The 21,843-nt window shown below is 74.1% G+C and carries 22 protein-coding genes; 13 read left to right on the forward strand and 9 right to left on the reverse strand.

The window, feature by feature from the left end:
* The first annotated feature begins 7 nt into the window (after positions 1-7).
* Positions 8-229, forward strand: a complete 222-nt coding sequence (locus tag IE329_RS32045) for a hypothetical protein (RefSeq protein WP_190214534.1) — start codon at positions 8-10, stop codon at positions 227-229.
* Between the two features lie 110 nt (positions 230-339).
* Here the strand turns inward: IE329_RS32045 and IE329_RS32050 are convergent, their stop codons facing one another.
* Positions 340-2,004 carry a fumarate hydratase gene (locus IE329_RS32050; protein WP_190214535.1) on the reverse strand — a complete coding sequence of 555 codons (1,665 nt, stop codon included), beginning with the start codon at positions 2,002-2,004 and terminating at the stop codon, positions 340-342.
* 160 nt (positions 2,005-2,164) lie between these two features.
* Between IE329_RS32050 and IE329_RS32055 the strand changes: the two genes are divergently transcribed.
* Positions 2,165-2,908 carry a DUF1707 SHOCT-like domain-containing protein gene (locus tag IE329_RS32055; protein WP_373311359.1) on the forward strand — a complete coding sequence of 248 codons (744 nt, stop codon included), beginning with the start codon at positions 2,165-2,167 and terminating at the stop codon, positions 2,906-2,908.
* Positions 2,909-3,332: 424 nt separating this feature from the next.
* Positions 3,333-3,713 (forward strand): WhiB family transcriptional regulator, encoded by a 381-nt coding sequence (locus IE329_RS32060; RefSeq protein WP_190214536.1) that lies wholly within the window; start codon positions 3,333-3,335, stop codon positions 3,711-3,713.
* 212 nt (positions 3,714-3,925) lie between these two features.
* Here IE329_RS32060 and glpX read toward each other — a convergent pair whose 3' ends face one another.
* Positions 3,926-4,981 (reverse strand): class II fructose-bisphosphatase, encoded by a 1,056-nt coding sequence (gene glpX, locus IE329_RS32065; RefSeq protein WP_073926308.1) that lies wholly within the window; start codon positions 4,979-4,981, stop codon positions 3,926-3,928.
* A 214-nt stretch (positions 4,982-5,195) separates the two neighbouring features.
* Here glpX and IE329_RS32070 point away from each other — a divergent pair, with 214 nt between their 5' ends.
* Positions 5,196-5,729 carry a DUF4245 domain-containing protein gene (locus tag IE329_RS32070; RefSeq protein WP_190214537.1) on the forward strand — a complete coding sequence of 178 codons (534 nt, stop codon included), beginning with the start codon at positions 5,196-5,198 and terminating at the stop codon, positions 5,727-5,729.
* Positions 5,730-5,832: 103 nt separating this feature from the next.
* Here IE329_RS32070 and IE329_RS32075 read toward each other — a convergent pair whose 3' ends face one another.
* The 4 genes from IE329_RS32075 to IE329_RS32090 form a co-directional block, all read right to left on the reverse strand.
* Positions 5,833-6,444 carry a malonic semialdehyde reductase gene (locus IE329_RS32075; RefSeq protein WP_073926306.1) on the reverse strand — a complete coding sequence of 204 codons (612 nt, stop codon included), beginning with the start codon at positions 6,442-6,444 and terminating at the stop codon, positions 5,833-5,835.
* 123 nt (positions 6,445-6,567) lie between these two features.
* Positions 6,568-6,822: an exodeoxyribonuclease VII small subunit gene (locus tag IE329_RS32080; protein ID WP_190214538.1), complete on the reverse strand. Its 255-nt coding sequence runs from the start codon at positions 6,820-6,822 to the stop codon at positions 6,568-6,570.
* Positions 6,823-6,986: 164 nt separating this feature from the next.
* Complete coding sequence (xseA, locus tag IE329_RS32085) at positions 6,987-8,201, reverse strand: exodeoxyribonuclease VII large subunit (protein WP_190214539.1); 1,215 nt, start codon at positions 8,199-8,201, stop codon at positions 6,987-6,989.
* 10 nt (positions 8,202-8,211) lie between these two features.
* Positions 8,212-9,564, reverse strand: a complete 1,353-nt coding sequence (locus IE329_RS32090; RefSeq protein ID WP_190214540.1) for an APC family permease — start codon at positions 9,562-9,564, stop codon at positions 8,212-8,214.
* Positions 9,565-9,643: 79 nt separating this feature from the next.
* Between IE329_RS32090 and IE329_RS32095 the strand changes: the two genes are divergently transcribed.
* Together IE329_RS32095 and ppgK are read left to right on the forward strand one after the other, a co-directional pair.
* Complete coding sequence (locus tag IE329_RS32095; RefSeq protein ID WP_190214541.1) at positions 9,644-10,627, forward strand: 4-hydroxy-3-methylbut-2-enyl diphosphate reductase; 984 nt, start codon at positions 9,644-9,646, stop codon at positions 10,625-10,627.
* A gap of 161 nt (positions 10,628-10,788) precedes the next feature.
* Entirely contained in the window at positions 10,789-11,535 is a 747-nt protein-coding gene (gene ppgK, locus IE329_RS32100; protein WP_190214542.1) for a polyphosphate--glucose phosphotransferase, read from the forward strand.
* 125 nt (positions 11,536-11,660) lie between these two features.
* On the opposite strand, the gene IE329_RS41695 is transcribed toward ppgK, so the two are convergent.
* Positions 11,661-12,281 carry a DUF6542 domain-containing protein gene (locus IE329_RS41695; protein ID WP_190214543.1) on the reverse strand — a complete coding sequence of 207 codons (621 nt, stop codon included), beginning with the start codon at positions 12,279-12,281 and terminating at the stop codon, positions 11,661-11,663.
* A 118-nt stretch (positions 12,282-12,399) separates the two neighbouring features.
* Between IE329_RS41695 and IE329_RS32110 the strand changes: the two genes are divergently transcribed.
* Together IE329_RS32110 and ychF are read left to right on the forward strand one after the other, a co-directional pair.
* Positions 12,400-12,783 (forward strand): VOC family protein, encoded by a 384-nt coding sequence (locus IE329_RS32110; RefSeq protein ID WP_190214544.1) that lies wholly within the window; start codon positions 12,400-12,402, stop codon positions 12,781-12,783.
* A 76-nt stretch (positions 12,784-12,859) separates the two neighbouring features.
* Positions 12,860-13,933: a redox-regulated ATPase YchF gene (gene ychF, locus IE329_RS32115; protein ID WP_190214545.1), complete on the forward strand. Its 1,074-nt coding sequence runs from the start codon at positions 12,860-12,862 to the stop codon at positions 13,931-13,933.
* 327 nt (positions 13,934-14,260) lie between these two features.
* Here the strand turns inward: ychF and cutA are convergent, their stop codons facing one another.
* Complete coding sequence (gene cutA / locus IE329_RS32120) at positions 14,261-14,584, reverse strand: divalent-cation tolerance protein CutA (protein WP_190214546.1); 324 nt, start codon at positions 14,582-14,584, stop codon at positions 14,261-14,263.
* Positions 14,585-14,885: 301 nt separating this feature from the next.
* Here cutA and IE329_RS32125 point away from each other — a divergent pair, with 301 nt between their 5' ends.
* The 5 genes from IE329_RS32125 to IE329_RS32145 are packed head-to-tail and all read left to right on the forward strand — an operon-like array spanning position 14,886 to position 20,881.
* The gene (locus tag IE329_RS32125; protein WP_190214547.1) at positions 14,886-17,396 is read left to right on the forward strand and encodes a hypothetical protein; all 2,511 of its coding nucleotides are present in this window, start codon (positions 14,886-14,888) and stop codon (positions 17,394-17,396) included.
* A complete protein-coding gene (locus IE329_RS32130; RefSeq protein ID WP_190214548.1) occupies positions 17,384-18,544 on the forward strand; it encodes a hypothetical protein in 1,161 nt (386 codons plus the stop codon). Before IE329_RS32125 ends, IE329_RS32130 begins: the two co-directional genes overlap by 13 nt.
* The gene (locus IE329_RS32135; protein ID WP_190214549.1) at positions 18,541-19,629 is read left to right on the forward strand and encodes a hypothetical protein; all 1,089 of its coding nucleotides are present in this window, start codon (positions 18,541-18,543) and stop codon (positions 19,627-19,629) included. Before IE329_RS32130 ends, IE329_RS32135 begins: the two co-directional genes overlap by 4 nt.
* Entirely contained in the window at positions 19,629-20,132 is a 504-nt protein-coding gene (locus IE329_RS32140; protein ID WP_190214550.1) for a hypothetical protein, read from the forward strand. Before IE329_RS32135 ends, IE329_RS32140 begins: the two co-directional genes overlap by 1 nt.
* The gene (locus IE329_RS32145; RefSeq protein WP_190214551.1) at positions 20,129-20,881 is read left to right on the forward strand and encodes a hypothetical protein; all 753 of its coding nucleotides are present in this window, start codon (positions 20,129-20,131) and stop codon (positions 20,879-20,881) included. The genes IE329_RS32140 and IE329_RS32145 overlap by 4 nt, the downstream gene beginning before the upstream one ends.
* A gap of 29 nt (positions 20,882-20,910) precedes the next feature.
* Here the strand turns inward: IE329_RS32145 and IE329_RS32150 are convergent, their stop codons facing one another.
* The gene (locus IE329_RS32150) at positions 20,911-21,624 is read right to left on the reverse strand and encodes a Crp/Fnr family transcriptional regulator (RefSeq protein ID WP_190214552.1); all 714 of its coding nucleotides are present in this window, start codon (positions 21,622-21,624) and stop codon (positions 20,911-20,913) included.
* Positions 21,625-21,843 lie beyond the last annotated feature (219 nt).

Here is a 21,843-nt window from a genome sequence, read left to right on the forward strand (position 1 = left end):
CCCGTTCATGGCCACTAACGAGAGCACGACGCCGGAACCTCAGGCCACGCCGGAGCAGCAGGCGGCCACCACTCAGCCCGCGACCGAGTACGTCCCCCCGGCGGTCGAGGTCGAGCCCGGGCTCGACGACCTGTTCGGCGGGGAGCCGGTCGCCGAGCCGGTGCCGGCCGAGGGTGACAAGTCGGGCGAGGTCTTCGAGCCCCTCGGTGCGATCACCAGCCGTCCGTAGCAGGGCCGCGGGACGGACCGTCCCGCGCGCCGCACCCGACGCCGCCGCCCCGGACTCCAGGAGTCCGGGGCGGCGGCGTCAGGCCGCCGGGGCCGCGGGAGCCCGCCGGGCTACTCCGCCGAGCGGACCCGCAGGCTGGTGATCAGCGGGCCCTCGGTGGTCTCGCGGAAGAAGTCGTTGCCCTTGTCGTCGACCACGACGAAGGCGGGGAAGTCCTCGACCTCGATCCGCCAGACGGCCTCCATGCCCAGCTCGGCGTACTCCAGGACCTCGACCGATCGGATGCAGTCCTGGGCGAGGCGGGCGGCGGGGCCGCCGATCGAGCCGAGGTAGAAGCCGCCGTGCTTGGCGCAGGCGTCCGTGACCTGCTTGGAGCGGTTGCCCTTGGCGAGCATGACCATCGAGCCGCCGGCGGCCTGGAACTGGTCGACGTAGGAGTCCATCCGGCCGGCCGTGGTCGGGCCGAAGGAGCCGGAGGCGTAGCCCTCGGGGGTCTTGGCGGGCCCCGCGTAGTAGACCGGGTGGTCCTGGAGGTACTTGGGCATGCCCTCGCCGGCGTCCAGCCGCTCCTTGATCTTCGCGTGCGCGATGTCGCGGGCGACCACGAGCGTGCCGGTGAGCGAAAGGCGGGTCTTCACCGGGTACTTGGAGAGCTCGTCGCGGATCGCGGCCATCGGCTGGTCGAGGTCGATCCGCACCACGTCGTCGTCGAGGTGTTCGTCGGTGGTGTCCGGCAGGTACTTGGCCGGGTCGGTCTCCAGCTGCTCCAGGAAGACGCCCTCGGCGGTGATCTTGCCGAGTGCCTGGCGGTCGGCGGAGCAGGAGACGGCCATCGCGACGGGCAGCGAGGCGCCGTGCCGCGGGAGGCGGATGACCCGGACGTCGTGGCAGAAGTACTTGCCGCCGAACTGGGCGCCGATGCCGATCTTCTGGGTCAGCTCGGTGACCTTGGCCTCCAGCTCCAGGTCACGGAAGCCGTGGCCGCTCGCGGAGCCGGTGGTGGGCAGCTCGTCCAGGTAGTGCGCGGAGGCGTACTTGGCGGTCTTCAGCGCGAACTCGGCGCTGGTGCCGCCGACCACGATCGCCAGGTGGTACGGCGGGCAGGCCGCGGTGCCGAGCGAACGGATCTTCTGCTCCAGGAAGTTGAGCATCGAGGCCTCGTTGAGGATGGCCTTGGTCTCCTGGTACAGGTACGACTTGTTGGCGCTGCCGCCGCCCTTCGCCATGAACAGGAACTTGTACGCGTCGCCGTCGGTGGCGTACAGCTCGATCTGGGCGGGCAGGTTGCTGCCGGTGTTCTTCTCGTCCCACATGGTCAGCGGGGCCATCTGCGAGTACCGCAGGTTGAGCTTGGTGTACGCGTCGAAGACGCCGCCGGCGATGGCGGCCTCGTCACGGCCCTCGGTGAGGACGTTCTGGCCGCGCTTGCCCATGACGATCGCGGTGCCGGTGTCCTGGCACATCGGCAGGATGCCGCCGGCCGAGATGTTGACGTTCTTCAGCAGGTCCAGTGCGACGAAGCGGTCGTTGGGGCTGGCCTCGGGGTCGTCCAGGATGCGGCGCAGCTGGGCGAGGTGCGCGGGGCGCAGGTAGTGCGAGATGTCGTGCATCGCCTCGGCGGTGAGCAGCCGCAGGGCCTCGGGCTCGACCTTGAGGAAGCGGCGGCCGCCGGCCTCGAAGGTGGAGACGCCCTCGGAGGTGATCTTGCGGTAGGGGGTGGGGTCCGCACCGAGGGGGAGCAGGTCGGTGTAGTCGAACTCTGGCGTGGGAGCCATGGGGGCGGTCCTTAGGGTGATCCGGCTGCGGCGGCGAAGCACCCTCAAGGGTAGGCGGCGGGAGAACGGCGCACGTGCACAGGTCTGCCTGCGTGACCGGAGTCACGCGAAACCGGGGGAACTGTCGTTCGGGACGGGCTCCGGTGACTAGTCTTTTCCCGTGGACAACTCGCCGTCGCAGGACGACCAGCCGCAGGACGACCAGGGGCACGCGCCCGTACCGATGACCAAGCCCGAGCCGGTCCGCGCACCCGCGCGGACCGACGCCGGCGCCCCCGTGGCGGAGGCGGACATGCGCGCCTCGGACGCGGACCGCGAGCGGGTCGCCGAGCTGCTCCGCGACGCCTACGCGGAGGGCCGGCTCGACGTCGACGAGCACGCCGAGCGGATCGAGGCGGCGTACGGGGCGAAGACCCTGGGCGAGCTGGCGCCGCTGACCCGGGACCTGCCGGCGCACGGGACGATCTCCTTCGAGAAGCCCCCGCTGGGCGTCCCGGCGCCATCGCAGCGGCCGCCGGCCCGGCAGGAGGCGCCGACCATGCTGGCGGTCTTCGGCGGGGCCTCCCGCAAGGGCCGCTGGCGGGTCGGCTCGCACCTGCGCGCGGTCGCGGTGTTCGGCGGGATCGAGATCGACCTGACGGACGCGGTGTTCGAGTCGCCCGAGGTGGTGATCGAGGTGGCCGCGGTGTTCGGCGGGGTCGAGATCAAGGTGCCGGAGAACGTCAGCCTGCACGGCGGCGGGGTGGGCATCTTCGGCGGCTTCGACGTGAAGGAGCAGACGGCGGCCGACCCGTACGCGCCGGTGGTGCGGGTGAAGGGCGCCGCGGTGTTCGGCGGCTGCGAGGCCAAGCCGCGCAAGGGCAAGAAGCTCAAGGAGTGGGTGCGCAAGCAGCTCGGCACCTGAGCCCGGCCCTCGTCCCGGCCGGCGTCGGACGACGAGCGGGACGGATCGGCACGCCCGGGCAGGACGGGAGCGGGACGGATCGGCACCCCCGGGCAGGACGGGAGCAGGACGCAGGACCGGAGCAGACGACAGGACCGGACGGCGGGGGCGGTACGCGGTGGGGGAGCCCCGTCGGTGGCCCCCGCCGTCCGTACTCTCCGTCAACTCCCCGGCAGGCACTCGGCATTGCCTTGAGTGCACTCCGTAGTCAGTTGCGTGCGGTGTGCATGAATCCGGATGGGGCGGGGTAGTTCCTCACGCACATCGTTTCTTGTACGGCTGTGACACCGGAGGCGGCCTGGGCCGGCCCCGGGGGGTGTGGCACGGGGCAGCCGGGCAGGGACGCGAGCCTTCCCCCGAGACTGAGCCTCGTCAGGAGTACGCCGTGCTGCATCCGATCGAGTCCCGCACCATTCGTCCTGTCGCCGCCGCACCGCAGCCCGCGCCGTCGCCGTCGCACGACGAGGACAACCCCTGGCACACGGGCGCCGCCTGCTGCCGGGACGAGGCGGGGCTGTTCTTCGCGCCGTCCAAGGAGCCCACGGCGGCCCGGCTGGCCCGGGAGGAGCAGGCCAAGCGGGTCTGTGCCCGCTGCCCCGTCCTGCTGGAGTGCCGGGAGCACGCGCTCGTCCAGCCGGAGCCGTACGGGGTGTGGGGCGGTCTGACGGCCGCCGAGCGCCGGGTGGTGCTGGCCCGCCGGCGCCGCCGGGACGTGGAGCTCCGCGAGGCCGCCCGGGTGCCCGCCGCCCGCCGGATAGCGGGCTGAGCGGGACCGCCCGGCGGGGCCGGGCCCGGAGCGTGGTGGTCGGGGAGCAGCGGCCGCGGGGCCGGGCGGGGAGAGCCCGAAGACCGGTGCGGAGACGGCAGCGGCCTCGGCGGAGGGGGATTCCGCCGAGGCCGCTGCTCACGTTCTGTCAGGACTTCCGTCCCGGTCCGGACTCCGGTCCGTGACCTCGGACGCCCACGGCGCCCGTCCGGTCAGTTCGCGCGGTCGAAGTCGATCGCGCTGTAGGCCCGCAGCTTCGAGAGCTTGTGGGTGGAGTGGATCTCCCGGATGGTGCCGCTCTTGGAGCGCATCACCAGCGAGCTGGTGGTGGCGGTCTCCTGGCGGTAGTGCACGCCGCGCAGCAGCTCGCCGTCGGTGATGCCGGTCGCCACGAAGAACACGTTCTCGCCGCTGACCAGGTCGTTGGTGGTGAGCACCCGGTCCAGGTCGTGGCCGGCGTCGAGGGCCTTCTGCCGCTCGGCGTCGTCCTTGGGCCACAGCCGGCCCTGGATGACCCCGCCCATGCACTTCATCGCGCAGGCCGCGATGATGCCCTCGGGGGTGCCGCCGATGCCGAGCAGCAGGTCGACGCCGGTGCCCTCGCGGGCGGTCATGATGGCGCCGGCCACGTCGCCGTCCGAGATGAACTTGATCCGGGCGCCGGCCTCGCGGACCTGGCGGACCAGGTCGTCGTGGCGGGGGCGGTCCAGGATCATCACGGTGACGTCCTCGACCGCGCTGCCCTTGGCCTTGGCGACCCGGCGGATGTTGACGGCCGGCGGGGCGGTGATGTCGACGAACTCGGCGGCCTCGGGGCCGGCGACGAGCTTGTCCATGTAGAAGACGGCGCTGGGGTCGAACATGGTGCCGCGGTCGGCGACCGCCAGCACGGCGACGGCGTTGGCCATGCCCTTGGCGGTCAGGGTGGTCCCGTCGACCGGGTCCACCGCGACGTCGCACTCGGCGCCGGTGCCGTCGCCGACCCGCTCGCCGTTGTAGAGCATCGGGGCCTCGTCCTTCTCGCCCTCCCCGATGACGACGATGCCGTTCATCGAGACGGTGGAGACGAGGGTGCGCATGGCCTTGACCGCGGCGCCGTCGGCGCCGTTCTTGTCGCCACGGCCGACCCAGCGGCCGGCCGCCATCGCGGCGGCCTCCGTGACCCGGACGAGTTCGAGCGCGAGGTTGCGGTCCGGGGCCTCCGGGGCCACCTCGAGGGACTGCGGGAGGGTGTTCGGGAAGTTGCTGTGTACCGCGTGCGTGGTCATCGTCGATACCTCTCTGTACGCGACGGCCGGTAAGCGCCCGACTACTGCCCGGTCGAACGCCGTGGTGAGGGTGCTGCGATCGTATCTTCCTGCCGGAGCACTGTCTGTGGCGCGGGTCCCCGCTGGGCCCGGCCCGGGGCGGTATGTCCCTGTTCACCCGTTCGCGGGTACCCCGGGTGCGGGGGCCCCGGGCGCGATGGGTCACCATGTGGGGATGGCAGGGAAGAGCAGCATGAGGGGCCGGCAGACGGTACGGGACATGGTCCTGTCGATGGTGGCCATCGGTGGTGTGGTCGCGGTCGGGTACGCGTTCATGCCGCATTCCGAGGGGGACGGCGTCCACGCGGTCGAGTACCGCGCCGCCGCGTCCTCCGCCAAGCGGGACGCGCCGTTCCCGCTGCTGTCGCCGGAGGGGCTGCCGGAGAAGTGGAAGGCCACCTCGGTCGAGTACCGGGACGGCAGCCGGGCCGGCAACAACGGCCACAACACCTGGCACCTGGGCTTCGTGACCCCGTCCGGGCAGTACGCGGCCGTCGAGCAGAGCGACGCGCCGCGCGCGGACGTCCTGGCGGCGATGGTGGCCGGGGCCGAGGCGGACGGCACCGCGACGGTGGACGGCGCGAGCTGGGACAAGGTCCAGGGCCGCAAGGCCCGCGCGCTGGCCGTCCAGGCCGGCAACGCGACCACGCTGGTGACCGGCACCGCCTCGTACGAGGAACTGGAGCAGCTGGCCGACGCGCTGAAGTGAGGCGCGTCCGCCCTGCGGACCGCATGCCGAAGGGCCCCGGCCGGGTCGAGGAGTCTCGACCGGCCGGGGCCCTTCCGCGCTCCGCCCGGGGGCGGTCGGCGGATCAGACGGTGGTGACGACCTCGTCGTAGGCGAGGCGCGGGGAGCGCGGGAACCAGGCGTCCTCGGCCGGCTTGCCGATGTTGACCACGGCCAGCACCGAGTGGTCGCCGTCGCCGAAGAACTCCTTGTTCAGGCCGTCGGCGTCGTAGCCGGTCATCGGGCCCGCGGCGAAGCCGGCGGCGCGCACGCCGATGATGAAGTAGGCGGCCTGCAGGGCGCCGTTGAGCTGGGCGGAGGACTCACGCACCGGGCGCTCGGAGAAGAACATGTCCTTGGCCTGCGGGAAGTGCGGGAGCTGCGAGGGCAGCTCCTCGTGGAACTCGTTGTCGGCGGCCAGGATGGCGACCAGCGGGGCGCTCGCGGTCTTGGGCTTGTTGCCGTCGGCCATGTGCTTGACCAGGCGCTCGCGGCCCTCGGCCGAGCGGACCAGGACGATGCGCAGCGGCTGCTGGTTGAACGCGGTCGGGCCGTACTTCACCAGGTCGTAGACGGCCTGGATCTGCTCGTCGCTGACCGGCTCGTCGGTGAAGGTGTTGGCCGTGCGGGCCTCGCGGAAGAGGAGGTCCTGGGCGGCGGCGTCGAGCACCAGAGCGTCGTTGGCTGCAGTCGTCATGCTTGTGCACCTCATGCTGAGCGATATGGGGGGTCGGCCGGGGAGCCGATCACCCGTTGACAACATGAGTGAACATTCAACTGTTCCCGGGGGTGATGTGACACGCGTCACTCCGCTTGTCGGTCACCCCTGGCCGGCGGCCTCCTCGGCGGCCAGCGCCGCGTCCAGCCTGGCCCGGGCGCCGTCCAGCCAGCGCTGGCAGACCTTCGCCAGCTGCTCCCCGCGCTCCCAGAGCGCCAGCGACTCCTCCAGCGACGTCCCGCCGGTCTCCAGCTGCCGGACGACCTCCAGCAGCGCGTCCCGGGCGTGCTCGTACCCGAGGGCGTCGTCGGGCGTCCGCGGCTGTCCGCTCTCCTGCTGGTTCTCCTGGTCTGCCATGGGGCCAGCCTAGGGGGCGGGGCCGACAGAACGGCCGCCGCGCCGGGCACCCGGCCGCGCCGGGGCGCCGCGCCGGGCCGCGGGCGGACCGGCGGCCGTACGAGCGGGCGCGCCGATGAGCGTGCCGCCGGGCGGGTCGGGCGGGGCGGGTCCGGCGGGGCGGGTCAGTCCTCCGGGTCGACCGTGACCCCGAAGCCGCCGGCCGCCACCCGGGCGTGCAGCGCGTCGCCCGCCGCGACCTGGGCCGGATCGGTCACCACCGTGCCGTCCGGCCGCTGCAGCACCGCGTACCCGCGCTCCAGCGTCGCGGCCGGGGAGAGCGCCACCACCCGGGCCAGGGTGTGCCCGAGATCCGACTCGGCGGCGTCCAGCCGGTGGCCGAGGGTGCGCCGGGCCCGCTCCAGCATGGCCGTCACCTCGTGCGTACGCCCGTCCAGCATCCGCTGCGGCGCGGCCAGCACCGGGCGGCTGCGCACGCCGTCCAGGCCGTGCTGCTCGCGCTCGACCCGGCCGGTGACCTGGCGCCTGGCCCGGTCCCGCAGCTGGCGGACCTTGGCCAGCTCCTCGCCGACGTCCGGCACCACCCGTTTGGCGGCGTCGGTGGGGGTCGAGGCCCGCAGGTCGGCGACGAAGTCCAGCAGCGGCTGGTCGGGCTCGTGCCCGATCGCGCTCACCACCGGCGTCCGGGCGGCCGCGACCAGCCGCACCAGCTGCTCGTCCGAGAAGGGCAGCAGGTCCTCCACGCTGCCGCCGCCCCGGGCCACGATGATCACGTCCACCTCGGGGTGCTCGTCCAGCGACCGGACCGCCGCCGAGACCTGCGCCACCGCGGCGGCGCCCTGCACCGGGACGTTGCGGACCTCGAAGCGGACGGCCGGCCAGCGCCGCCTGGCGTTCTCCAGGACGTCCCGCTCGGCCGCCGAGCCCCGCCCGGTCACCAGGCCGACGCACTGCGGCAGGAACGGCAGCGGGCGCTTGCGGTCGGCCGCGAACAGGCCCTCGGCGGCGAGCTTGCGCTTGAGCTGCTCCAGCCGGGCGAGCAGTTCGCCGAGCCCGACCAGCCGGATCTCGCTCGCCCGCAGCGACAGCGTGCCGCGCGCGCCGTACCACTCGGGCCTGGCGTGCAGGACGATCCGCGAGCCCTCCTGCACCACGTCCGCGACCTGCTCGAAGACGGCCCGGAAGCAGGTGACGGTCAGCGAGACGTCCCGCTCCGGGTCGCGCAGGGTCAGGAACACCACGCCCGCGCCCGGACGGCGGCTCAGCTGGGTGATCTGGCCCTCGACCCAGACCGCGCCGAGGCGCTCGATCCAGCCGCCGATCAGCGCGGATACCTTGCCGACCGGGATCGGGGCTTCGGGTGAGCTGGTGTTGGCCATACCGACGAGGCTAGCGCCGCCGGCCGACAGCGGTCCGGTCCTGGACGAACAGCACCGCGAGCCCGGCGGCCAGCCAGACCGCGCCCACCCACTGGGCGGTGTCCGCGGCCTCCACGATCACCGCCACCGTCACCACGATGCCCAGCGCGGGGACGACCAGGTGCCGCAGCCGGTCCCGGGAGCCGTGGCGGACGGTGTACCACCCGATCACCGAGGCGTGCAGCAGCACGAACGCGGTCAGCGCGCCGATGTCGACCACCGAGGTCAGCTGGTCGAGCCCGTCGTCGCGGCGGGCCGCCCAGACCGCCGCGACCAGCGTGACCACCGCCGCCGTCAGCAGGGCGAGCCGCGGCACGCCGGTCCGGCCGTCCACCGTGCCGAGGGGGCGCGGCAGCCGGCCCTCGCGGCCCATCGCGAACAGCAGCCGGCCCGCCGCGGCCTGCCCGGCCAGCGCCGCGAAGGCGGCGCCGATCGCCTTGCTGACCGCGACCAGGGTGTGCAGCCAGGACGCGATCGCGGTGTCGACCGTCCGGTAGAAGGCCGCGCCCTGGGCCGCCGGGTCGGCCGCCAGCTGCTGCGGGGAGTCCGGCTCCAGCAGGGCCGCCAGGTAGGTCTGCGCGACGAACAGCAGCCCGGCCAGCACCAGGCACCACAGCACCGCCCTGGCGACCGCGGCCGAGGCGCCCACCGCCTCCTCCACGAAGGAGGCGATCGCGTCGAAGCCCAGGAACGACAGCACGGCCACGCTGACCGCGGAGAGCACCGCGGTGGCGGAGAAGCCCCCGACCCCGCCCAGCGGCGAGAGCCAGTCCCGGGCCGCGCCGTCGCGCGCCAGCACCACCACGGCCGCCACCAGGAACACCGCCAGCACCGCGATCTCCATCGCCAGCACCGCGAAGCCCACCACGGCCGCCGTCCGCACGCCGGCCAGGTTCAGCGCCGTGGTGACCAGCACCGCCAGGGTCGTCCACACCCACCGGGAGACGTCCGGCACCAGCGAGTTCAGCGCGATGCCGGAGAACAGGTACGCGACCGCCGGGATCAGCAGGTAGTCCAGCATCGCCATCCAGCCCGCGACGAACCCCGGCCCCTCGCCCAGCCCGGCCCGCGCGTAGGCGAACACCGATCCGGTCCGCGGCACCGCGCGCACCATCTGGGCGTACGAGAACGCGGTGAACCCCATCGCGACCGTCGCCGCGAGGTAGACCGCGGCGACCGCGCCGTGGCTCTTCGCGTCCAGCACCCCGAACACGCCGACCGGCGCCATCGGGGCGATGAACAGCAGGCCGTAGACCATCAGATCCCGGACGCCCAGGCTGCGCCGCAGTCCGCCGGGCTCCACCGTCTCGCCGCTGCTGTCCATAAACTCCACATTTGAGCATTCCGGCCGAGTTCGGCCACGTACGTGGCGCCCGTCGGCGCGGCTCGACGGCGCCCGTACCATGGGAGCCATGTCCACCACTGCTCAGCGCCGTGTCCTGCTCGCCGCCCCCCGGGGCTACTGCGCGGGCGTCGACCGCGCCGTCATCGCCGTGGAGAAGGCCCTTGAGCAGTACGGGGCGCCGATCTACGTCCGCAAGCAGATCGTCCACAACAAGTACGTCGTGCAGACCCTGGAGAAGCAGGGCGCGATCTTCGTCGACGAGACGGAGGAGGTGCCCGAGGGCTCGATCGTGGTCTTCTCCGCGCACGGCGTCGCGCCGTCCGTCCACGACGAGGCGAAGGCCGGCAAGCTCGCCACCGTCGACGCGACCTGCCCGCTGGTGACCAAGGTCCACAAGGAGGCCGTCCGGTTCGCCGAGGAGGACTACGACATCCTGCTGGTGGGCCACGAGGGCCACGAGGAGGTCGTCGGCACCATGGGCGAGGCCCCGGACCGGATCCACCTGGTGGACGGTGCCGAGGACGTCGCCAACGTGACCGTGCGTGACGAGAGCAAGGTCGTGTGGCTCTCCCAGACCACGCTCTCGGTCGACGAGACGATGGCCACCGTCGGCGAGCTGAAGAAGCGCTTCCCGCTGCTGGTCAGCCCGCCCAGCGACGACATCTGCTACGCCACCCAGAACCGCCAGGTCGCCGTCAAGCAGATGGCGCCCGACGTCGACCTGCTGATCGTGGTCGGCTCCAAGAACTCCTCCAACTCGGTGCGCCTGGTCGAGGTCGGCCTGGAGTACGGCGCCGGCGCCGCCCACCTGGTGGACTTCGCCGACGAGATCGAGGAGTCCTGGCTGGAGGGCGTCACCACGGTGGGCCTCACCAGCGGCGCCTCGGTGCCCGAGATCCTGGTCGAGGGCGTGCTGGCCTTCCTCGCCGAGCGCGGCTACGCCGACGTCTCGATCGTGAAGACCGCCGAGGAGCACCTGATCTTCTCGCTGCCCAAGGAGCTCCGCCGCGACCTGCGCGCCGAGGCCGCCGGCAAGCTCTGACCCGACGCCCGTCCGACGCCCGGGAGCCCCGCGGGGCTCCCGGGCGTCGTGCTGCCCGTCCGCGGGTATCAGCAGGCGGGGCCGACCGGCCTCTCGTACGTTGGTGCCGGAACGGCCTTCCGTACGGTTGTGCACAGGCCTGTGGACAGAAGGGACGACGCATGACGGCGAACGTATTCGGCGTGGACATCGGCGGCTCCGGCATCAAGGGTGCCCCGGTGGACCTACGGCGCGGAGTGCTGGCCGAGGAGCGCCACAAGGTGCTGACCCCGCGCCCGGCCTCGCCCGAGGCCGTCGTCGCCGCGGTCTGCGAGGTCGTCCGGCACTTCGGCCACCAGGGCCCGGTCGGGCTGACCTTCCCCGGCGTGGTGGTCGGCGGTCACACCCGGACGGCCGCCAACGTGGACAAGGGCTGGATCGGCCTCGACGCGGAGGGCCTCTTCCGGGAGGCGCTCGACCTGCCGGCCACCCTGCTGAACGACGCGGACGCGGCCGGCCTGGCCGAGACCGCCCACGGCGCGGGCAAGGCCCGGGACGGCGTGGTGCTGGTGCTGACCTTCGGCACCGGGATCGGCAGCGCGCTCTTCGTGGACGGCGTCCTGGTGCCCAACACCGAGCTGGGCCACCTGGAGCTGCGCGGCAAGGACGCCGAGCGGCGGGCCTCCTCGGCCGCCAAGGAGCGGCACGAGTTGAGCTGGGAGCAGTGGTCCGTCCGGGTCGACGAGTACCTGGACCTGGTGGAGGGCCTGTTCTCGCCCCAGCTGATCATCATCGGCGGCGGGGTCAGCCGGAAGCACGACAAGTTCCTGCCGCTGCTGAAGAAGCGCGAGGCGGAGGTCGTCCCGGCCGAGCTGCGCAACGACGCGGGCATCGTGGGAGCGGCGATGGCGGCGGCCAAGGCGGCCTGACCGGCCTGACCGGCCGGGTGACGGCGGAGGCGCGTAACCGGGGGCGGCGCGGGCGCCGGCCCCGGTCCGCCGCCCGTGGCCCGCCCGGGTGGAGCCGGCCGCCGGGGTGGAGCCGGCCGGGCCGGTCAGCGGCCGCGCTGGATCCGGCGCTGTGCCACGAAGCGGGCGAGCACGATCGCCGCGGCCAGCCCGGTACCGCTGAACAGCCAGCCGGCCCGCAGCGCCAGCCCGGTCGCCAGCGCCACCACCTGGGCGGTCACCCCGGAGCCGGACACCGGCCCGAGCAGCAGCAGCGCCGCAGCGAAGGCGATCGGCCCGCTGATCGGCGCGGCCAGCAGGTCGGCCGCGCGGACCCGGACCGCCAGCTGGAAGCAGACCACCAGATAGGCGACGCCGAACAGCACGCCCAGGCCGCCGAAGAGCAGCCGGTCGACGCCGGCCGCCAGCACGGTGCCGGCCACCGCCAGCACCCCGGTGCCCACCGCCGTCAGCCGGGCCGGCCGGCCGCCGCGCGGCCGCTCGCCGCGGGACCGGCCGCCCAGGGGCAGCCGCAGTCGCAGCCGGGCGCCGGGTGCCGGGCGGGCGCCGTCCCGCACGCCGGAGGCCGCCCGCAGCCCGGGCCGGTCCGGCCCTTCGGCGGCGGCCCGCTCGGGGGCCCGGCCGGGGCCCGGTACGGCGGCCCCGGCGCCGCCGTTCGGCGGTCGGCGTCTGGGCCCTGGCGGCTGGGTACGGATGCTCTGCTCCACCTGGCCAACGTACGGTCCGATCAACGCCACACTGTGTAATGGTGATCGGGAGCTTGCTCCGTGTCTCCGTCCGGCGCAGTCGTATGATGGTCCGTCATCGTGCGTACGGGGAGGAACCATGACGGCCGGCTTCGGATTCGAGCGGCTGCACCACGTGCAGCTCGACATGCCGGCCGGGGCGGAGGAGCTCTGCCGGGCGTTCTGGGCGGGTGTCCTCGGCATGACCGAGATCGAGAAGCCGCCGGTGCTGGCGGCCCGCGGCGGCTGCTGGTTCCGGGGCGGCGGCGTCGAGGTCCACCTCGGGGTGGTGGCCCGCTTCACCCCGTCCGCCAAGGCGCACCCCGGCATCCTGGTGCACGGCCTGGACGGCCTGGCCGCCCGGCTCGCCGCGCACGGCCACCGGGTGGTCCGGGACGGGAACCTCCCCGGGTACCGGCGCTTCCACTGCACCGACGGGCTCGGCAACCGCCTGGAGTTCCTGGAGCCCGAGCCGGTCGGCTGAGCGCCAGCCCGTAGACTGGGTGGCCGGCCCGTACGGTGGCCGCTCCACTCCCTCCGAGCCCACGGGACTGCGCTTCATGTCGCTCACGATCGGAATCGTCGGCCTGCCGAACGTCGGCAAGTCGACCCTTTTCAACGCCCTGACCAAGAACGACGTGCTGGCGGCCAACTACCCGTTCGCCACCATCGAGCCCAACGTCGGCGTCGTCGGCGTCCCGGACGCCCGGCTGAACAAGCTCGCCGAGATCTTCGGCTCGCAGCGGATCCTGCCGGCCACCGTCGACTTCGTGGACATCGCGGGCATCGTCCGCGGCGCCTCCGTGGGTGAGGGCCTGGGCAACAAGTTCCTCGCGAACATCCGTGAGTCCGACGCGATCTGCCAGGTGATCCGCGCCTTCGTCGACCCCGACGTGGTGCACGTGGACGGCAAGGTCTCGCCGAAGGACGACATCGAGACCATCAACACCGAGCTGATCCTCGCGGACCTCCAGTCCATCGAGAAGGTGCTGCCCCGCCTCCAGAAGGAGTCGCGCCTGAAGAAGGAGTCGGCGGCCACGCTGGCCGCCGCCGAGGCCGCCCAGAAGATCCTGGAGGAGGGCCGGACCCTCTTCGAGGCCGGCTTCGACTCCTCCTCGGTGCGCGAGCTGCACCTGCTCACCACCAAGCCGTTCCTCTACGTCTTCAACGTCGACGAGGACGAGCTCACCGACGAGGAGTTCAAGGACGCCCAGCGCGCCCTGGTCGCCCCCGCCGAGGCGATCTTCCTCAACGCGAAGATCGAGTCCGAGCTGATCGGCATGGACGAGGACGAGGCGCTGGAGCTGCTCCAGTCGATGGGCCAGGAGGAGACCGGCATGGCCACCCTCGGCCGGGTCGGCTACGAGACCCTCGGCCTGCAGAGCTACCTGACCGCCGGCCCCAAGGAGACCCGGGCCTGGACGATCAAGAAGGGCGCCACCGCCCCCGAGGCCGCCGGTGTGATCCACACCGACTTCCAGAAGGGCTTCATCAAGGCGGAGATCATCTCCTTCGACGACCTCGTCGAGTGCGGCTCGATCGCCGAGGCCCGCAGCAAGGGCAAGGCCCGCATCGAGGGCAAGGAGTACGTCATGCAGGACGGCGACGTGGTGGAGTTCCGCTTCAACGTGTGACCGGCCGGTCGGCCGTCGCCGGGTGATCCGGCGGGTGCGCAGGCCGAAGGGGTCGGACTCGGTGGAGTCCGGCCCCTTCCGCATTCCCGTGCCGAGGTGGCGCCGACCCCCGCCGGAGTACCACCTGCCGGCAGCACGGTCGACGGGTCGTCGTCCTCATGGTCCGACTCCTCTGCTGAGTGCAGGAATGTACGTCCGCCCTGCGTCGGCGACAGGTGCGAACCCTCCCCGGCTGCCGGGGCCCGGTGCGCCCGCCGGCGCCGACGGCCCTCCGTCCGGGCCCGCGGAGGCATGGCCGGGCGTGGCCGCGGTGCCGTCCGGGCGGTGTCAGCCGGCGGTCTCGGCGCGTACCCAGTCGAGGTAGGCGGGGCTGCCGGCGAGGACGGGGACGGCGATGAGCTCCGGGGTGTCGTAGGTGTGCTCCGCGGTGACGAAGGCCGCCAGCCGCTCGAAGAGCGCGGCGCGGGTCTTGAAGTCGATCCGCCACTCGGGGTCGGTCCGCAGCCGGCCCTCCCAGCGGTAGACCGAGCCGACGGCGCAGACCTGGGCGCAGGCGGCCAGCCCTGCGCCGACCACGGCGGCCGCCAGCGCGTGGGCCTTGTCCTCGGCGTCGTGGGTGGTGCTGACCACGATGAATTCGGGGGTCGTCATGAGGGCAGCGTAGGGGCCGGCGTCGCCGGCGGGGGCGCACCACAGGGGCGTGCGGGGGGCTCGCGGGGCGCGGTGAAAATGGCGCAGAACATGCCAATGTTGCTGCGGCATAACAGAATTGATGGACAGTCAAGATTTCGTCATCTGATGGGGACAGTGCTCCGCGGGCCCCCCTACGATGACGGCACTCCGGGAGTGGGGGACGCCTGCGGAGGCCGCGACGGTGCCGAGCCGCGATGCCGCCTGCGCGGCTGCTCCCGGGGATTCGAATGGATCGGGGTCGAGGGAGGGGTAAACCGGTATGACCTCTGGACCGGACATCACCGCGCCGGGCGCCACCGGGCCGGCCACCGCGGCGCGGATCGACGCGCTGCTGGAGAACCGGCGCGGACTGCTCGTCACCGTGGAGACGGAGACCGCCCGCTGGCAGCGGACCGGGGCCGCCCTCGGACGGCTGGACGAGGTGCTGGCCCGGCTGCGCGCGCACCGCGACGCGTCGGAACGGCTCAGGGAGGTGCTCGGCGGGCCGGGGCTGCGGGACCTGCGTTCGCGTGTCGCGGAGCTGCTGGACCAGTACGGGCACGCCGCGGCCCGGTTCTCGCGCGGCACCGTGAACCTCGGGGTGAGCGGCCAGGCACGGGTGGGCAAGAGCACCTTGCTCCAGTCGCTCTCGGGCCTCACCGACGACCAGATCCCGACCGGTTCGGGCGTCCCGGTGACCGCCGTGCGCAGCCGGATCTTCCACACCCCGGGCCGTTCCCGGGCCGTCGTCGGCCTGCACACACCGGGCTCCTTCCTGGCCGAGTCGGTACGGCCGTACCATGCGCTGCTCGGCCTCGCCTCGGCGCCGGAGACCCTGGAGGAGTTCGCCCACCAGCGCCTCCCCGACGAGGTCGACGACAGCCTGGCGCCGCTGCTGCAACGGCTGCGCGGGATGCAGCGCGGCCTCTGGTCGTACCGTGACGACCTGACCGGCGGCGAGCGGGAGGTGCCGCTCGCCGAACTGCGCGGCTACGTCGCGTACCCCACGCAGTCCGAGGTGGACGCGGGTGAACCGGCCCGGCGCTACCTGGCCGTCCGCGAGGCCCGGATCGAGTGCCCGTTCCCGCACGCGGGGGTGGACCGGATCGGCATCGTCGACCTGCCGGGGCTCGGCGAGGTCGCGGCGGACGCCGAGCGGCGGCACGTGGCGGGCCTTCGGCACGACGTCGACGCGGTCCTGCTGGTGAAGCGCCCGCTGGAGGGGATGGCCTACTTCGGGGCGGCGGACAGCCGGGCGCTGGCCCTGCTGGAGGAGGCCCGCGGGCTGGTCCGGCGGACCGGGGACTTCGTCTTCATCGTGGTCAACCGCGGCAAGGACGACGCCGAGGGCCTGACCGCCGCCCTGCTGGGGCACCTGGCCAGCGAGGTCGACGCCGGGCGGGCGGGGCGGCGGTTCAGCGTCCTGCAGACCGACGCGGCCGACCCGCACGCGGTGGGCGCGGACCTCCTGGCGCCGCTGCTCGCCGCGCTGGCCGACCGCCTCCCGGTGATGGACGGGGACATCGTCGGCGGGCTCGCCGAGCGCGCCGGGGCGCTGGCCGACGCGGTGCGCGCCGAGGTCGCCGCGCTGACCGCGGCGCTGGCCGGGCTGCGCGGCCATGCCTCGGCCCCGGCGGAGGACCTGGAGCGGCAGGCCGAGGGGCTGCGCGAGGATGTCGCCGCCGAACTGGGCGAGGTGGTCGCCGACCTGCGGGCCGAGGTGCTGGGCGGCTTCGAGGACGAGCACTTCACCGCGGCGGTGGAGGACGCCTACGCGGACGTGTCCCGCTGGCTCGCACGGGGCCTCGGCACCGCCGGACAGGACCGGACGGGCCCGGACGGCGCCGGTGACCCGGAGGCCGCCGGGGCGGCCGGCGACGAGGACGACGCGGTGCACCGGCAGCGCTGGTGCGCACGCCAGCTGCGCCAGATGCGGGTGCACAACAACGCGGCCCCGGTGGCGGCCGACGAGCTCAACCGGATCCGGGTGGAGATCGGGCGCCGGTTCTCCTCCGTCGACACCTACTTCGAGGAGCGGGTGCGGCGGCTGCACACCCGGGTCGCCGACGTGCTCGGGCAGCACACCGGCGAGCTGCTCGCGGCCGAGGACGGCACGGTGGCCCGGGGGGCCGAGGCCCTCGGCCGGTTCCGCGCACTGCTGGACGACGGCTACGAGCCCTGCCCCGAACTGTCGGCCGCGGTGGCCGAGTTGCTCGCCCTCCGGCTGGACTACCGCACTCAGCTGTACCCGCGGATCCGGGCCCAGCTGGACGGGCTCAACCTGGAGGTCCTCGACCCCGGGGAGGGGCAGATGCGCTCCCAGATCGCGGTGGCGGTGAACCCGGCCGGGGTGGAGGAGCTGTACGACTTCATCACCGTCCGGGCCGAGCAGGCCGCGTACCGCACCCGCAAGGCGCTGCTGCGCGACTCGGTGCTGCCGGGGATGGTGCTGTTCGCGGCGGTCGAGCAGTTCGAGGACGCGCTGATCCGGTCCGGCACGGCCGGACGCGAGTTCCGCCGGCTCGCCCGCACCTACCGGGACGAGCTGTGGCCCGGCCGGTACGGCGGCCTGAACAGCGAGCACGCCCGCTTCGCGGCGGTGGCCCGGGCCTGCGAGGAGATCGAGGTCGCCCTGCGGGGCGGCCCCGGCCCCCGGCCCGCGGTGCCCGGCCCCCGGCCCGCGGTGCCCGGCGCCCGCACGGCGGGTGCCGGGGCGGCGGGCGCGCGGGCGGCCGGCGGAGCACAGGCAGTGGAAGCAGACGACACGGAGGACGCCAGATGGAGAGTGTGACCACCGACGCCGACGCCGGCCCGGTGTTCCGGATCGGCATGCTGGGCCCCAGCCGGGTCGGCAAGACCTCGCTGGTGGTCTCGCTGCTCACCGACAGCGAGCGCCTGCTCGGCGGTACGCCGGTGGTGCTGCGGGCGGCCGATTCGAGCACCAGGGCGAGGCTGCGGCTGCGGCGCCAGGAGCTCGACGGCGGCCTGCTGGCCAAGAAGTTCGACACCGCGGTGATGCGCGGCAGCGAGAACCTGACGTACTTCGAGCTGGACCTGAAGGCCGGGCAGGCGACGGACGGCATCAGGTTCTCGCTGCTGGACTTCCCGGGCGCCTGGATGAGCGAGCACGAGCGGCGCGGGTCGGAGGAGGTCCGGCAGTGGGACGAGTGCCGTGACTTCCTCGTCGGGAGCAACATCCTGATCGTCCCGATCGACGCCACCGTGCTGATGGAGGCCGATCAGGCCGCCCACTGGCAGTCGGTGCCGGCGGTGCTGGAGACGCTGGCCGTCCAGGAGATCGCGGAGAGCTGGGCCGGGTACCGCAACCTGGCCCCGGACGAGCCCGCGCTGGTCGTCCTGGCGCCGGTCAAGTGCGAGTCCTACTTCGCGGACAACGGCGGTTACCGGGACGACTCCCAGCTGCTCAGGGAGCGGGTGCTCGACGTCTACGAGCGCACGGTCGAGCTGATCCGGCTGAACGCGCCGCACGCGCAGATCCGCTACTGCCCGGTGGACACCCTCGGCTGCGTGGAACTGGTCAAGGTCGAGTGGGAGCCGAGTGCCGACGATCCCGGGGTGCAGCGCCCGAGGGGCACCTTCGCCGTCCGGGGCAAGGGGAAGATCTCGATCGCCGGCGCCGACGACATCCTCGGTGCGGTCTGCTCCCTGCTGGTCGAGGCGCAGCGCAAGGTGACCACCGGCCTGGCGGCCGGCCACATCGCGTCGGCCCAGGACATGGAGGTGCGCGGCCGGGAGCTGAAGCGCGGCTTCTTCCGGCACGTCCTCAACACCCTGAACGGGAACATCCGGGCCAACGAACTGGAGCGCAGCGGGGAGTTGGGCAAGGCCCGGGCGCTCCGGGCGCAGGCGCAGCAGTTGCAGGACGCGGTGGAGATGATCGCCGGCCGGGCGTCGAGCGGAAGGAGCAAGGTGCTGTGACCGAGGAACTGGGCAGCGGCCCGGCCGGGGAGGCCCGGGACGGGACGGCGGTCCCGGAGCTGCCGGGCGGGGAGGCCGGGCCGGGCGGAGGGCCGGTGCGGGCGGAGGCGGACCATGGCGGGGAGGCCGGGGAGGCGGAGCCGGACGGGGAGCAGGAGCCGGCCGGCGTCCGGGGGTACGTGATGACCCGGGGCGTCGAGCGCGACAAGGACTACCGCTTCCTGGGCGCCGCCCCCGCCGCCCTGTGGTGGAGCGCCTACCGGGACCACGCGGACACCAACTACCCGACCCTGCTGGTGGAGGCGGGCGAGGGCGGCTGGCGGGCCTTCGTCAGCGGCATCCCGTCGGCCCGGCGGGACGAGGTCAGCACCCCCATCCGCTTCACCCTGGCGCTGACGGGTGCCACCGCGGCCGCCGGCGGGCCCGGCGCGCCCGTCCGACTGGACCGGGTCGTCCGGCTGGTGGCGCTCTGGCTGGAGGCCTTCACCGCGCAGGAGGGGCGGGAACGGCTCGGCCGGCTGCTCGACGGGCTCTTCCCGGACGAGGCCGAGGTGGTCGAACTCCGCCGCCGGCGCGACCCGCAGGCGGCCCGGACGGTGCGGGAGCGGGTCACCGCGCTGCTGGACGCCCTGGACCCGCCGCCGGAGTCCGGGGCGGACGCGGCGGGGGGCCCGGCCCGTGCGCTGCCCGCCGCCTGGTTCGGCGCGGCCCGGAGCGAGCAGGGCGCGAGCGCCTTCGTCGCCCGGGTCCGTGACCTGCTGAGCGGTGAGCGGGAGGGCCGCGCCCTGGTCCTCAACCTGGTGGAGGACCAGGCCGAGGCCCCGGCGCGGGTGGGGCGGGAGAGCCTGGCCGTCCTCGCGGTCGACGGCGGGCCGGTCCGGCCGCAGCCGTTCGCCGTGACCGTGCCGGGGCCGCTCGTCGTGACCCCGCCGGGGCCGCCCGTCGAGACCGTGCCGGGGCCGCCAAAAAAATTCGGACCGCTGCACCGCCGGGCCCTGCTGTTCCTGGCCACTCCGGCCGGGGCGGCGGCGATGGTGCTGGCGATCTGGTATTTGACGCACCGTCACCATGGTGGCAAGCCGTAGTGGAACGCTCGACGGAGGCCGGGTTCACGGGCGCGGTGATCCTCGGGCTGCGCGACGGGAGGAGGATCCGGCTGCCCGCCGTCTGGCGGCCGGGCCAGGGGTCCGAGTACCTCGTCGGGTCGCTGAGCCATCTGTCGGACGGGCTGCCGGCCGGCTCGGTCTCGGTACGGGGGCAGCTGTCGGGCCTCGACCGGCTGCTGAAGGTGGGCCGCGGGGCGATGAGTTCGCAGGACGGACTCCTCGGACTGTCGCCACCGCGCCCGCTGCGGGAGGTGGAGCTGCGGCTCACCCTGCCCGGCCTGGACGTGGTGCTGCGGCCCCGGTGCACGATCCTCCAGGACGGGCCGGACGCGGCCGGCGGGCTGGAGGTCCACCTGATGACGGCGGACGGCGGAGCGGTCGAGTTGTCGCTGACGGACGTGCTGCCGCCGCCGGGGGAGGCGTCGGCGGCAGGTCCGTCCCGGCCGGGGACCACCGGCGGCCAGGGCGGGGGCTGCCGGTGAGCCGGGCCCCCGCGGCGGTCCGCCGGCTGGTGGTGGCGGTGGACCTGGCCGGGTCCACCGCGCAGGACCACCTGCGCCAGATCGCCACCCAGCGACGGCTCGCGGACGTCCTGGAGGTGGCCTGCGCGGAGGCGGGCATCGACCGGCCGGCCTGCCTGCGGCAGCCGCAGGGCGACGGCGAACTGCTCCTGCTGCCACCGGGGATCGACGAGGGCCGGGTGGTGCCCGACCTCGTCCGCGAGCTCGGCATCGCTCTGCGGGAGGTCAACCGCGACCTCAGCGACGCCGCCCGGCTGCGCCTGCGGGCGGCCCTGCACCAGGGGGTGGTGCACGAGGCCGCGGGCGGCTTCGTGGGGCGCGCCGTCGTACGGGCGTTCCGGCTGCTCGACTCGGCGGAGCTGCGTGCCGTCCTGCGGGAGCAGCCGCGCTGCGAGCTCGCCCTGATCGTCTCCGGCCAGCTCTTCGAGGACGTGGTGGAGCACGGCTACCGGGGCCTCGATCCGCAGGCGTTCCGGCAGGTCAGGGTGGAGGTGCCGGAGAAGGGCTTCGCCGGGGACGGCTGGGTGCACGTGGTGCTCGCGCCGCCGGCGGTGCCGCCTGCCGCGCCGCCCGCCGGGCCGGCGGGGGCCGGGCGGGGCGGCGGGCCGCGACCGGTCGCACCGGCGGACCTGCCGCCGGTGCCCCGGCCCGAGGAGGTGGCGCCCCGCCTGTTCCGTCCGGAGGTCTTCCGGCAGTTCGAGGGCAACTGAGCCGGGGCGCCGGCCGGGGGGTTCCGCGGTCAGCCGCCGGTGACCGCCGGGAGGTCGGCGGTGGCCCGCAGGGCACCCAAGTCCCGTACCACGAGCGAGCGGTAGCGGGTGGTGACCGCGCCGTCCTGCCGGAGCCGGCGCAGGGCGCGCTGGACACTGGCGTTGGAGAGCCCGGTGAGCCAGGCCAGGTCGGCCTGGCAGAGCGGGATGCCGATCCGCAGCCCGGCGGGATCGGCGTGGCCGTACCGGCGGGCGAGCGTGTCCAGGGTGCGGGCCACCCGGACGGTCGCCGAGCCCGCTCCGGCGTCGATCCGGTGCCGGGTCGCGGCGCGCAGCTTGGCCGTCAGCGAGCGCTGCACGGCGGCCGCCAGGCCCGGCCGTTCGCGCATCAGCGCCCGGAAGGCGGCGCCGTCGACCGTGCTGACCGTCGTCGGCCGGACGGCCAGCACCGTGGCCGACCGCGGATGGCCGTCGATCGCCGCCAGTTCGCCCACCAGGTCGCCCCGGGCCCGGACGGCGAGCAGGGCCGTGCCGCCGTCCTCCGTCCCGCCGAGGACCTTGACGTAGCCGCCGGTGAGCAGCGAGACCTCGGTGTCCCGGTCGCCCTCCAGCATCAAGGCGCTGCCGGGCCGGTAGGCGCGGGGATTCCCGAGCCGCTCCAGGGCCGCGCGGTCGCCGGTGCTCAGCTCCGCCATCAGGGTGCCCGGCGGCCAGGGCGGCTCCGGGGCCGTTGGTTCAGGCATGGGCGCACTCCGCCGCTCCGCCAGTCCGGCGGCCGCGCGCCGCCGAAGGAGCCTGGCGCGTCGATGATATGACTCCCGGCCGTCCGGTTGGAGGGTCCTGACCGCACCGGCCCGGACCGCCTCCGGCACCGGCGTCCGCCCGGCTCCGCCCGGCCGCTGCCCGACCACTGCCCGTCCGGGCCGGGCGCCGTGCCGTCCAGGGTTGAGTACCCGTACTCA

It is taken from the genome of Kitasatospora indigofera (assembly GCF_014655955.1).
Lineage (GTDB): Bacteria > Actinomycetota > Actinomycetes > Streptomycetales > Streptomycetaceae > Kitasatospora > Kitasatospora indigofera.